Source organism: Agriterribacter humi (assembly GCF_009192765.1).
GTDB classification, from domain to species: Bacteria; Bacteroidota; Bacteroidia; order Chitinophagales; family Chitinophagaceae; genus Agriterribacter; species Agriterribacter humi.
The window spans coordinates 1-12768 of record NZ_VOHQ01000015.1; the positions used below are offsets into that span (position 1 = coordinate 1).

General features: G+C 41.9%; 10 protein-coding genes. 3 read left to right on the plus strand and 7 right to left on the minus strand.

Going from position 1 to position 12768, the window contains the following annotated elements; genetic code table 11:
- Positions 1 to 205: 205 nt before the first annotated feature.
- Positions 206 to 613, minus strand: coding sequence for a DoxX family protein (locus FRX45_RS19735; RefSeq protein WP_152270207.1), 408 nt, complete (start codon positions 611 to 613; stop codon positions 206 to 208).
- A 188-nt stretch (positions 614 to 801) separates the two neighbouring features.
- On the opposite strand from FRX45_RS19735, the gene FRX45_RS19740 reads away from it, so the two are divergent.
- From FRX45_RS19740 to FRX45_RS19750, 3 genes are all read left to right on the plus strand, one after another.
- Complete coding sequence (locus tag FRX45_RS19740; protein ID WP_152270208.1) at positions 802 to 3840, plus strand: tetratricopeptide repeat protein; 3039 nt, start codon at positions 802 to 804, stop codon at positions 3838 to 3840.
- 36 nt (positions 3841 to 3876) lie between these two features.
- Complete coding sequence (locus tag FRX45_RS19745) at positions 3877 to 5550, plus strand: hypothetical protein (RefSeq protein WP_152270209.1); 1674 nt, start codon at positions 3877 to 3879, stop codon at positions 5548 to 5550.
- Positions 5551 to 5666: 116 nt separating this feature from the next.
- Positions 5667 to 6338, plus strand: coding sequence for a hypothetical protein (locus FRX45_RS19750; protein ID WP_152270210.1), 672 nt, complete (start codon positions 5667 to 5669; stop codon positions 6336 to 6338).
- Positions 6339 to 6360: 22 nt separating this feature from the next.
- Here FRX45_RS19750 and FRX45_RS19755 read toward each other — a convergent pair whose 3' ends face one another.
- From FRX45_RS19755 to FRX45_RS19770, 6 genes are all read right to left on the minus strand, one after another.
- Positions 6361 to 7017, minus strand: coding sequence for a hypothetical protein (locus FRX45_RS19755; protein WP_152270211.1), 657 nt, complete (start codon positions 7015 to 7017; stop codon positions 6361 to 6363).
- Between the two features lie 259 nt (positions 7018 to 7276).
- Complete coding sequence (locus FRX45_RS19760) at positions 7277 to 7942, minus strand: hypothetical protein (protein ID WP_152270212.1); 666 nt, start codon at positions 7940 to 7942, stop codon at positions 7277 to 7279.
- Positions 7943 to 8087: 145 nt separating this feature from the next.
- On the minus strand, positions 8088 to 9815 hold the full coding sequence (locus tag FRX45_RS19765) for a sodium:solute symporter (protein WP_152270213.1): 1728 nt from the start codon (positions 9813 to 9815) through the stop codon (positions 8088 to 8090).
- Positions 9812 to 9934 carry a hypothetical protein gene (locus FRX45_RS23750; RefSeq protein ID WP_262884219.1) on the minus strand — a complete coding sequence of 41 codons (123 nt, stop codon included), beginning with the start codon at positions 9932 to 9934 and terminating at the stop codon, positions 9812 to 9814. Before FRX45_RS23750 ends, FRX45_RS19765 begins: the two co-directional genes overlap by 4 nt.
- 7 nt (positions 9935 to 9941) lie before the next feature.
- The gene (locus FRX45_RS23375; RefSeq protein WP_193311786.1) at positions 9942 to 10103 is read right to left on the minus strand and encodes a hypothetical protein; all 162 of its coding nucleotides are present in this window, start codon (positions 10101 to 10103) and stop codon (positions 9942 to 9944) included.
- Positions 10081 to 12636 (minus strand): PIG-L family deacetylase, encoded by a 2556-nt coding sequence (locus FRX45_RS19770; protein WP_152270214.1) that lies wholly within the window; start codon positions 12634 to 12636, stop codon positions 10081 to 10083. The genes FRX45_RS23375 and FRX45_RS19770 overlap by 23 nt, the downstream gene beginning before the upstream one ends.
- Between the last annotated feature and the right edge of the window lie 132 nt (positions 12637 to 12768).

A 12768-nucleotide genomic window follows, 5' to 3' on the forward strand; every position in this document is an offset into this window, starting at 1 on the left:
AGCAAAAGAAAGCAGAAAAAGAATGACAATCTATACAGTAAAAATTAATGAAGATGACCCATTAAATAAACAATTAAATTTGTTTGAACCATTATAAAATATGTCAACCTATTTTAGGTACACACAGTCGGTATGAGCCAGCTATCAGCAAGTGAATACAGATAACACACTGAAAGCAACTTCTTTGTATTGCACACCTCATACCTTACTTCCCCATCATTCCATCCACGCTGGCTTTGCCGGGGCCCAGTAAAAATATAGCTATAAAACCGGTAAGATATAAAGCAGCCTTTTCGCCGCCTCCGAAGATGGCAGCATCATGGGCCTTAAATAAAGCAACAGCCATCCCAATAATGAGAGGCAATACAGTAAACCTGGTAAAGAGACCTATTATAACGAACATGGCGCAGAAGAATTCTGCAAAAAGACTAAGAGAAAGTGAAAATGTACTGCCTATTCCCAAAAAATTGATGAATGTATTTTTCTTCGCCGCAAAATGTACCAGTTTATCGTAACCGTGCGGCAACATCATTAAGCCCAATCCTGTGCGAAGCACTAATACAGCAATATTAAAAGCCCAGTCGGTATACCCCGTAGATAAAAGTTTTTTCATTTTTTTATTTTACTGCGCAAAAATAAGAGATACCAACCTTTTATCCACAAGTGTTTTGGAATGGTTATTGCAAAATTTGTTCACAGTACCTTAGCGCTGATTTTTACTTTAAGAAATTTGTAACAAAAGAGGATTGAACTTCGTGCAATCTGCCAACAGCAGCAGCGTTGTACGATAACACTACATATATGCAAAGACGCTTTATTTACATTACAATGGTACTGGTATGTATTACAGCCGGGGCCCTTGCGCAGCAAACAAGAATTTATACCGATCCTCAGGCCAATTATAAACAGGCCAAAGCATTTTTTCAGAAAGAACAATACAGCCTCGCTTATCCCCTTTTTAAAGAACTGAGAAACGGGATGCGCTCCACAGATCGCAGCAATAACAGTATAGCATACGATGATGTGCACTTTTATACCATCGCCTGCGGATTACAACAAAACGAAGTTTTCGCTGCAGAAGATGCAAAAAATTTCATTGAGGTGAATTACAATCCATCGCTTAAACAAAGACTGAGCTTTCATCTTGCAGAATATTATTTCCGGCAAAAAGACATGAAAGAAGCGTTGGCATACTACGAACAAACCAGTGCAGCGAGCCTGAGCAACAGACAGGTTGCCGATATGAAATTTCACCAGGGATATGCTTATTTTACACTACAACAGTTTGATAAAGCATCTCCCCTGCTCGAGTCCATAGCAAAATCTTCTTCCGATCCCAATTACAAAGATGCCAATTACTATTTCGGGCTGATTTCCTACGCCAAGCGCAACTACCGGGAAGGTTTAAGCGCTTTTCAGAAAGTGGAAAATGACGACCAGTATAAAAACGTAGTTCCCTTTTATGTGGCCAATATTTATTACGTGCAGGGGCAAAAAGATAAGGCCCTGCAATATGGTGAATCGGCTCTTGGTAAAACAAGCGGTTACTATGATATTCCAATGAAAGAACTGATAGGGCATGCCTGGTTTGAAAGAAAGGAATATGCAAAAGCCCTGCCTTACTTAGAAGAATATGTAAATAAAACAGATAAGGTAAGCCGTGAAACCCTTTACCAACTCAGCTATTGCTATTACCAGGGCAAACAATTGAATAAAGCGGTAGAAGGCTTAAAACAACTGAGTGGCGGCGAAGATTCACTCAGTCAGAACGCCATGTACATTTTAGGCGATGCCTATCTTAAATTAGGCGATAAAGCCAATGCAAGAAATGCGTTTTCATTTGGCGCTACCAATAATACAAACCCCACACAACGGGAAGTATCTAAATTCAATTACGCCAAGCTTTCGTATGAACTGGGGTACCAGGATATAGCACTAAACGAGTTCAAAAAATTTTTGGACGAATATCCCAATTCAACCTACCAGAAAGAAGCAGCCGAAATTGCAGCAGCGCTTTTAGCCAATACCAACAACTACCGCGAAGCCCTAAGCATTCTTGAAAAAATACAATCGCCTCCCGAAACGGTAAAAAGAATGTATCCCAAAGTGCTGTACGGCAGAGCAATGGAACTGATTAACGACCAGGACCTTAATGGCGCAAAAGCAGTGTTGGATAAAGCGCTTAAAGACCCTTTTAATGCACCGGTATTGCCCGTTATTAATTTTTGGGAAGGTGAAATAGCATACCGGCAAAACCGCCTTGATGAGGCTATATCCTTTTATAATGACTATCTCCGCAATCCGTCTTACTCAAGCGGGGAAGTTAGTGTTATTAATGCCAAGTATAACCTGGGTTACTGCTATTACCGCAAACTAAATTATCAGCAGGCATTGCCTTTTTTTGAGCAGGTGAGTAAAAATCCTTCTTTAAATGCCAAACCCGTTGAACAGGACGCGTACCTGCGCCTGGGAGATTGTTATTTTATGAACAAGGATTTTACCAAAGCCAGGGCTGTATATAATACCATCATTCGTTATTCCTGGCCTTCGGGTGATTATGCAACCTATCAAACGGCGATGATAGCGGGAATAAATAGTGGCAATGAAAAAATTAACCTCATGAAGAGCATTGAGACCAAATACCCTTCTTCGGTGCTCATACCTGATGTGAATCTCGAAATCGCGAAAACGTATCTTGCGGATGAAAGATACCGCGAATCCGTACCCTATTTAAACAATGTAATCAATGCCCCGGTAGCAGGTAACCTTAAACCGGAAGCCCAGCTAAAATTAGGTCTGTCTTATTTAAACCTGAACAACAATAAAGAAGCCCTCAATCAGTTCAAAAAACTGGTAGCGGATTATCCAAATACACCCGAAGCAAACGAAGCTATTGAAAATGTAAAAGCTATCTACACAGCGGATGGCAAAACAGAAGCATACGTTGATTTTATGAAAAGTGTAGGCCGTTCTGTTACTGTTGACGAAGAAGATAATCTTACTTACAGGGCCGCAGAAAATAAATATGTAGATAAAGATTTCAACAGCGCGCTTACTGCTTTTAACAATTATCTCAACAAATTTCCTGATGGACAGCATGCCTTAGATGCATGGTTTTTAAGAAGTGAAATTTATAACCAGCGCAAAGACTGGCAAAATGCAGCAGGCGGCTATGCAGAAGTTGCAGGAAGGGGCGCCAGCAAATATGCTGAAAGATCTGCTTCACAGGCAGGGCGCATTTACTACTTTGAATTAAAGGATTATGCAAAGGCAGAACAATATTTTACTGTGCTTAAAACATTGGCAGCAGGGGGCGAAAACCGGCTGGAAGCAATGCGGGGACTGCTGCGCAGCCAGTACCAGCAAAAGAAATGGGAAGAAGCTGTAGCGAATGCACAGGAATTACTGAAGGAGAAAAACACGAGCGTGGATGATAAAGTGCTGGCCTATATGACAACCGCAAGAGCCGAACAAAACAAGTCACAGTACGCCGAAGCTATACAGAATTTCAAAAATGTGGTAAGCATTAATAAAGCGTCCTTTGCCGCCGAAGCCCGGTATGAAATTGCCAGTTGTTACTATTCGCTTGATGATCTGAAAAACGCGGATAAAGCGGCTTTTGAAACCATCAACAAGTCGGGCTCATACGATTTCTGGATTACGAAGGCCTATATATTACTGGGCGATATTTACCTGAAACAGAAAGATTATTTTAACGCAAAAGCCACATTACAAAGCGTGGTAGACAACAGCAGTATAACCGAACTGAAGAATGAAGCAGCAGAAAAATTAAAGACAGTGATCAGTGAAGAGAAAAGTGAAAGTAAGATTGGGGGGTAGTTGATTTGTTTTTTACAGATTATAAAAAAGATGAGAATGCAAAACAAGATATATATCAAAACATTTCTTTTGCCGGCGTTAGGATTTTTATCCTGCTTAACCGCTGTGCAGGCCCAGGATCCGCTGAAAAAGCAAACCATTGAAATCACCTCTTCTTTTAAGCCGGAGTTAAAAAACGCCGCTAAGATAAATTTTGTTGCCGCTCCGCCGGTGCCTGATTCATCTAAACCAAAATTCAATTACAATATTCCCGTTACCAGTTTATCGCTGGTATACCAGCCCCTTGCTGTTAGTCCGCTGGCGCTCAACATAGACTCTTCCGGCAAATGGGCAGCCAGCAACTTTGTGAAATTAGGTTATGGAAATCTTCAAACTCCGTTTGCACAGAGCGGATTGAGTTTTAACAATGGTACAAATGCCAATCTCAATATTTTAGCGCATTATATTTCATCAAAAGGAAAATCTCCCCAGTACCAGGAATATACGGATGCCGGTGCAAGCGCCTATGGCAGTATCGTTACTGCCGCCAGGCAGGAGCTCTATGGTAAAGTTTCTTTCGGTAATAACAAGTACTACCTGTATGGTTATGATCATACTGCGTACCAGTTTGATAAGGGAGATCTTCTACAAAGATTTCTCAGCTTTGACGCAAATGTTGGCTTCAGAAATACAGAACCAACAGAGTTTGGTTTAAAATATCATCCGGATGTAAAACTCTCGTTCTTCAACGACAACCACGACGGGAAAGAATTTAATGCGGTGGCCGACTTACCATTAGAAAAGGCCATTGGCGATGCTTTGAGCATTAAGTTGGGTGTGAATGCTGATTATTCCCAGTATTCGCGCAGCACAGCGCCATCAATAAACAATACAATTGTCACTGTTCCTTTTGCCCTGCAATTCAAAAATGAAGCCGTTAATATCCACGGCGGTGTTATTCCTTCATGGGATAATTCCACGTTTAAATTAATGCCCGACCTCCTGGCAGATTTTAAATTAGGCGGCGAAGGACTTATTGTTCAGTTAGGCTGGCTGATGCATTATGATAAAGGTTCTTACAGGCGGTTTGCTTCCATCAATCCCTACCTTGCCCAACCAGACCAATTATTGAACACACGTGTAAATGAAACATTCGGCGGTATTAAAGGAACATTCCTGGAACGCTTCTTTTACAATGCAAAAGTGGGGCTGGTACAGTTTTACAATATGCCTTTATTTGTTAATGAGTATGGTGTACCGGGGTCCGTTGGATTTCCTTCTGCAGGAAATAAGTTTTCCATACGCAATGAAGAAAAGCTGAATGCTTTTCAAATGCACGGCGAAATAGGTGTAGTGCAGGCTGAAGACTTTTCGCTTGCCGGTCGTTTTAACTGGTTGCTCTTTAATAAACAAAAAACAGAACCGCAACCCTGGGGTGTTACGCCAAGAGAATTTAGCGCTGCCCTGCGGTGGAGAATATTAAGAGACCTTTGGTTCAAAAGCGATCTTTTCTTCTTTGAAGGAGCCAAATACCTTAAAAACGATGGCAGTGTAGGCACAGGCAGGCACCCGGTAGATCTTAACGCCGGACTTGAATTTAGAATAACCAAACAGTTTAACCTTTGGTTACAGGCCAATAATGTTTTCAATAACAAATACCAGCGCTGGAACCAATACGATGTATATGGCTTTAATATGCTTGGTGGTATTACATTCAATTTTTCGAAATAGCATAGTAAATCAAAGATCATTTATCCGGTAAACCGGCTGATCATTCCATTTCCGGTTCATCCTGCTGTGGCAAAAAATATTATCTTAGTGTATTGCAATCCGATTAAAGCTTTTACATGTTTCATATTCTGCATCAATATCTCATACAACATAAATCATTAAGTTTACCGGGGCTTGGCACCCTTGAGCTGCAGAATATTCCGGCTATAAGTAATTTTTCGGATCATATGATTGAGCCGCCTATGCAAAAAACAATCTTCGATGACATGCATGACGCGCCGGATAAGGATCTCTTTCAATATGTAGCATCGCGTTTGCAGGTAGAGGAATGGGAAGCCATTAAACGCGTAAATGACTTTTCGTATGAATTGAAAAATAAACTGAAAGAAGGTGATGAAATTGTATGGGACAAAGTAGGCGTTTTACGATCAGACCTAAGTGGCAGTATTACGCTGGAAGCCAGAACCATAACGTACGACTTCATGGAGCCTGTACCCGCAAAGCGGATCATCAGAATCAATGCCAATCATACCATTTTAAGGGGGGATACAGAAGTAAGCGGGAGCTTCATTCAGCACCGGGTTACGCACGATGATACCGATCCTGCCGGTGAAGTGTACATCGCTCTAAAGAAAAGATGGTGGATATGGGCCTGTGCTATAGGCGGGGCGGCGTTGTTGCTGTTGTTTTTGCATTTCTACAAAACAGGTTTCACACTCAACAGCCTGCACAATACCGAAAAAACAACGGTAAAAGAAGCGCCTGCAACCTACCTGCAGCCCGAATAGACTAACTGTTTTTGAGAGGAGCTTAATATCCGGTGGTAATGAATAACCAGGCTACAGCCAGCAAAGATGCCGCTCCAATGATCAGCACGATCATCTCCATTTTATTGTTGTTGCTTAGCGAAAAAATTAATTGCCAAAGGCTGGATTTATGTCGCGCCGCATAAGCGGGTTGCATAAAACCAGTCATCACTTTCTTCATTTTTACATCCTCCGGTATATAACTTGCAGGAGCAATTTCGTTTAAAGCGGAACTCTCGTTTACTTCTTTCTCGCGCACCTCCACCTTTACCATATTGGGCTGAGCTGTAGATTTTATTGTTCGGATCTGGATATGGTCAACCTTTGGTTTAAATGCCACAATATGACCAATATGCCTTACAGGCGGCTCATCATTTGAAATATTTTCATCATTCATAAAAAGGCGGTCAGCCCTGGTTAAGGATGCGTGTATATCTTTCATATTCACTATCCTGCTTCCAAAATTATCCATGCTGTTGGGCATCATTTCTACCGGGGGCGCAAATGCTGCCAGCTCATTGATCTCCGATGGATACTTCCAGGAAAAGCTTTTATTTTCAACCCAAACCAGGTCATAGGCCTTTAAACCCATTGTTTGTAATTCTTCAAGTGAGTAATGACCCAATTCGGTATTATTCCGCAATAACAAATATTCTTTCATGAACATACAATTTTGATCAGAGGTTCAATGCGAATATTTCAAAGGAAAGGATAATAGTATATAATGAATAACATGCTGCAATATGGCTATTCAGAGGAGAAGGATCTAAAGTTAAACAGGAGATATACAGTATAAGTTCAACAAAGGTATTGGAGTGTGGCTGAAAACAGTACAGTTTACCGGTAAAATTAGGTAAACTGTACGTTAAGATACTATATTAATAAGACATTTTATGAGGCAGTATTGATTTTTTGCTTTATCATAATTTAAAGTTCAAATGACCTGCTGATGCAAGGGTTATCAAACCCATCAGCATTGCGCTCAATCCGCCTCTTAAAATATTTGATTTTTTGTTTAAGATATTTTCCTTGTTTATAACTTTCTCCTTTTTATCCCTCACATTCCACACTGTTGTAAAGTTGTGAAAGTCAGCCTTGTATTCAGGGGTATCTACAATTTGATCTGAACCCAATACCGTATAAGAATGGTTCAATATAGCATTAGCAGCATCCACCGCATCCTGTTCTGCATCATCTTCTATAGCCACTTCATTATCAAACCCGTAAACAGGCAGTCGGAAATTTTGGGCTCTTACAAGATATTCATAACCGGGGGTTACATCACACAACACAGCATCGGGCTCCTGTATATATTCAATATTCACTTTTTTATACTCCATTTCAGCTATATGAGCATCAAAATACAGGATCTGCTTTTCTTTGCGGTTATTAACCAATGTACCTTCGGTAAACCCGGCTTTTGGCACAGATTCCCTGAATTCAATCATTTCTGAAGGATATTTCCAGGTAATGCTTTCTCCTTCTGCCCAGATCAGGTCAAATTCCCGGAGATCCATTTGTAATAAGCAGGTTGCAGTGTAAGGCCCCGTTTGTTTGTTGTTCCTGAGTAATAGATACGTTTTCATAATTACAGATTTTTTATAGTGGCTTTACAAAGGCAATGGATAAATAGAAATTCATTAACTGGTGTGAAGATACACACCAATGCTATAGCCGTGCAACGAAATCGGCCAACCTGCATCATTTTTCGATTAATGGAAAAAACGCACTTTACTGCTGTGCAACTGTCTTATTAAAAACGAAAAGTTGCAATACCCAGCCTATCATCATTACAGCCAGAGCGCCAATGGCATTCAGCCATAAAAAGCTGAGATTAATGATTTTCTGCTCATTGAGTATGAATAGTGTAACTACCAGTATTTCACCCAGGATGGCGCCCCAGAAAACGGCATTTCCTTTTACAGGCTTACTGTAAAAAGCCATCAAAAATACACCCAGGATCACCCCATAAAAAAGAGAGCCCAGTATATTTACCGCTTCAATTAAACTATTGCCGAGATTATAGGCAAACTGGGCCACCACAATACAAAATATACCCCAGGCTAAAGTATACCACCGCGAAACCCGGTAATCACCCGCATCGTCAAGATTTTTGTTGATAAACTTTTTATGAATATCTACAATCGTACTTGATGCAAGGGAATTGAGGGCAGCAGCTATACTACCCCAGGACGAAATAAAAATTACGGCGATCAGTAAACCAATTAATCCTTTGGGCAGGTAATCCAGTACAAAACGGAGGAAGATATAATTCGCATCATTGGAGTCCCCTCCCACTTCGGGCTTCACTACCAGTCCTTTAAAAGCGGTGCGCAGGCTGTCTCTTTGCCGGTTAATATGGGTAAGCTGTGTTCGGTTTTCTGCCGAAATATCGGCTGTTCCATTTGCCGCGATAGATTGTATCAATTGTTTTTTCTGCAAATCAACCGCCTGATAATGTTCCTGTATTTCCAATAGCGCGCCGGCGTATTTTGATTCACTTACTTTTTGAACCTGTGTTTGGTTAAAAAACAAAGGGGCATCATGAAACTGGTAAAAAGCAAAGATCAGCACACCCAGCATCAGGATCAGGAACTGCATGGGCACTTTAATCAATCCGTTCATCAATAGGCCCATCCGGCTTTCTTTAATAGATTTTGCCGTAAGGTAGCGCCCTACCTGGCTTTGATCGGTTCCAAAATAAGACAGGGCCAGAAAAAAACCACCAATTATTCCGCTCCATAAATTGTACTTGTCGCTCCAGTCAAATCCACCTCCTTCTTTAACGCCGGTTGTAATTACGTTGGTTTTCCCCATAGCTCCTCCTACCTGCAGGGCATCAAAAAGTCCTATCCCTTCGGGTAAATATTTTACCACCAGCCAACCCGCAATGAACATACTGGCAAAAATGATAACGATTTGCAACTGCTGTGTATAGGCTACCGCCTTTGCTCCTCCCGCCATCGTGTATATAATCAGCAGTCCGCCCATGAAAATATTGGTCCAGTAAATATTCCATCCCAATAAGGATGAAAGAATAATGGATGGAGCGTATATGCTGATGCCTGTAGACAGGCCGCGCTGCAATAAAAAAAGAAAAGAGGTAAGCGTTCTTGTTTTTACATCGAATCTTTTTTGAAGAAATTCATATGCTGTATATAACCTGAAATTATGGAAGATAGGAACAAAGGTTACACACAGAACGATCATGGCTAAAGGCAGTCCGAAATAATATTGTACGAAGCGCATGCCATCGGTATAGGCCTGCCCCGGCGCCGATAAAAAAGTAATAGCGCTGGCCTGCGTGCCCATGATGCTGAATAATACAATGTACCAGGGCATTTCGCGGTTGCTCAGGAAATAGCCATCGAGGTTCCTGGTGGTACGGCTCTTGTATACGCCATAAAGAATGATTACAGCAAGCGTTATAACCAGCACAAACCAGTCGGGGTAGCTCATGAAAAATATTTCGTGAAATAAATGAACAAGATGATCAGTAATACCAGCATGCCTATAACAATAAGGTACCACGCATTCCAGCTTTTAAATACAGGCGGGCGTTCCTCTGGTTGATGCATATCTTTTTTATTTAAATGAGCGGCGCAACAACAGCGCCACAATAATACCCATTAATATTCCATAGCCCACTTTTTTAAAGATCAGTGTAACCAAAATGCCCATTCCCACTCCAATGATCACTCCCACTGCAGAGCCTTTATTAATATTATTTCTTTTTTGCTGTGCCATTTGTTTTTTGAAAATTAGGATTAGAGACCAAATTAGCAAATAATCTGTAAGCGCCGCCAATACCGGCAGGTAATTGCCGGAAGAAAACCAAACCCGTGTAAATAAACCTGCCTTCTCCATAGCGGCCCACAATTAAACTTCCCTGCTGCTCTTCTTCCCCGGGATCCTTCATGCCGAGGATGCTTTTATATGCTTTATCCGGTTCTTCAGCAAAATAGATCCCTCTTTCCTGTATCCATCCATCAAAATCCTTTGAAGTGATCTTATTGGGCCAGTTCAGTACGGGATCTGCAGGCTGCAGAAAATGAACGGCGGCTGTTTCATCGGTTACTCTCGCTCTTGAAATTTCAAACGGATAGGGACCAATCTTTGCGTTAAGCGGCCCGGCATAACTGCGGGTATTGTATTGCACTACCAGGTTACCCCCTCTTTTTACATAATCCATCAGCTCTTCATGCACATTATTAAGCCATTCGTTCACATTATAGGCGCGAACGCCCATAACAATAGCATCAAAATCATTAAGATTACCGGCAAGAATGTCCTTATGCGTTAAAAAGGTTACTTCATATCCCATTTCCTGTAGTGCATCCGGTACCCTGTCGCCTGCACCGGTAATGTATCCAACTTTCTTTCCCGCCGTAATAATTTCATCTTCTATCACCTTTACTTTATTCAAATAAAAATAGGTAATGGCGGGTATGTGGTTATATTCAATTTTGCGAATCGTATAGCTTTGATACCTTTCTTTATAAGGCGCTCTTATATCAGCAAAAAAACGAAGTTCTTTGTCCCCGGCTTTTTTTAGTATATCATTTGTTTTTAAAGCATAGCTGATCGCGTCACTTTTTTGAAGTGATAAGGCGGAGTCGGTTAATACACTGTTCTTTACCAGCTCAGTTCCCTTATACTCATATTGATAATAGTATGCTTTTGCTTTTTGAAGCGATGTTGCCAATGATGTTACATTCAATTTTATGGCTGAAGCAGGTTGCTTATTCAGCCTGGTGAAAACAAACTGCGGCGACTCGCTCAGCGATAAAACCGGCACCACGGGCAGGGGCTGATATACTTCCCCCCGAACCGGATCGGTATATTTGTAACGAACCGGTGTTGAAAAATGAAAAACCTGGTTGTCTATATCAACCGAAACCGTCATTTCATACGCAGAGGGACTTTCGGGCAAGCCAATGAGCGATTGATCATCCACTATAAAATGACCTTCATTCAATCCTTTTTCCAGCCAATACGGTTGTGATACCGGCATATTAACGGGCACAAAAATGGTTTGGGTGTAGGAAACCAACTGGTTAGCAGGCAATGGCGCCGGAAGCTGGTAATCAAAAGGCCGGACCACAGTACCCGATATGTGCAATCCTCCCCTGTTAATAATGTTAATGTTTATGCGCAAAGAATCGCCAGCCGCCACGTAGGGTACACCCGCGGTAGCCTCAAAATATAAACCGGAGCAGGCCTGAATCAGTTCCGACAATTCCTTCAGCTTTTGAGTTTGCCAATAGGGAGAAAGCCCGTTAGTTGCCGCCAGGTTTTTATACAGGCTCGCCAGGTCCGGTACAGATTTTTCCGGGTGCTCATACGAAAAGCCATTGATCAACCTGTTTATCCGCTCCGCAAGTTGCAGGCGATCCAATACTCCAAAACCCGCAGTCCGGTTCCAACCTGTTTCCACTCCGTCCATCAGATCGCTTTTGGGCGTATCGCCGGCTACTGTCGCAAAATATTCCCATGCCGATCCCCGCTGGGCAGCCACGCCAAAGCCCTGGCTTTTATGCTGACTGCGGCTTTGAGCGGCTATCTCCCCATAACCTTTTCCTAACAGTGTATTGTAACCGCCAACATCCATTTTAAACTGGTCGTTGCTCTGGGTATTGTTTCCCCCAAAATTGAAAGTATTCCATAAAATGCGCTTCGCCTGCCAGGGTTGAACACCCTTCTTTAATTGCTCAGGAAATTTTTTCGGATCGGCGGCAGCAATAAAAGCCTCATGTGCGAGCACCGCTGAAGCAGAGTGGTGCCCATGACCGGCACGGCTGTCTTCCGGGAAACGGGTAATGATCACATCGGGTTGAAACTTACGGATCACCCAAACCACATCGCCAAGGATCAGCTCTTTATTCCACTTTTCCAAAGCCTCTTCCGTGCTTTTGGAAAAACCAAAATCATAGGCTCTTGTAAAAAATTGTTCTGCGCCATCAATGCGGCGGGCCGACAGCAGCTCCTGCGTTCTTATTAAACCCAGTTCAGCGCCCTGCTCATCGCCAATTAAATTCTGCCCCCCATCGCCGCGGGTAAGACTGAGATAACCTGTGCGGTATAGTTTTTCATTGGCCAGATAGGCCAATAATCTTGTGTTTTCATCATCGGGATGCGCAGCGATGTACAAAACGCTTCCCAATACATTCAGCTTTTTTAAGCGGAGTAAAATTTCAGAGCTGTTCAGCGAAACGGGTGGTTGGGCCTGTGAAATAAAAAAAGAAAAAAGAACTAAAAAAAATACTGTCATTTTCTTCATGCTGTTCAACTTTTATCCGGTTATCCTTACCACTCCCGGTCCCTTACTTCAACAGGAAATGTAAATTTAATGATTACACTTCAAAACGAATGATATGTGGATGGTTAAATAGCGGGATAGGCTGGCGCACAA

Bases quoted from the DNA above. Each gene is read 5' to 3' on its own strand.
- FRX45_RS19750 (WP_152270210.1), top strand. From the start codon at position 5,667: ATGTTTCATATTCTGCATCAATATCTCATACAACATAAATCATTAAGT.
- FRX45_RS19740 (WP_152270208.1), top strand. From the start codon at position 802: ATGCAAAGACGCTTTATTTACATTACAATGGTACTGGTATGTATTACA.
- FRX45_RS19735 (WP_152270207.1), bottom strand. From the start codon at position 613: ATGAAAAAACTTTTATCTACGGGGTATACCGACTGGGCTTTTAATATT.
- FRX45_RS23375 (WP_193311786.1), bottom strand. From the start codon at position 10,103: ATGGCACAGCAAAAAAGAAATAATATTAATAAAGGCTCTGCAGTGGGA.
- FRX45_RS19770 (WP_152270214.1), bottom strand. From the start codon at position 12,636: ATGAAGAAAATGACAGTATTTTTTTTAGTTCTTTTTTCTTTTTTTATT.
- FRX45_RS19760 (WP_152270212.1), bottom strand. From the start codon at position 7,942: ATGAAAACGTATCTATTACTCAGGAACAACAAACAAACGGGGCCTTAC.
- FRX45_RS19745 (WP_152270209.1), top strand. From the start codon at position 3,877: ATGCAAAACAAGATATATATCAAAACATTTCTTTTGCCGGCGTTAGGA.
- FRX45_RS19765 (WP_152270213.1), bottom strand. From the start codon at position 9,815: ATGAGCTACCCCGACTGGTTTGTGCTGGTTATAACGCTTGCTGTAATC.
- FRX45_RS19755 (WP_152270211.1), bottom strand. From the start codon at position 7,017: ATGAAAGAATATTTGTTATTGCGGAATAATACCGAATTGGGTCATTAC.
- FRX45_RS23750 (WP_262884219.1), bottom strand. From the start codon at position 9,934: ATGCATCAACCAGAGGAACGCCCGCCTGTATTTAAAAGCTGGAATGCG.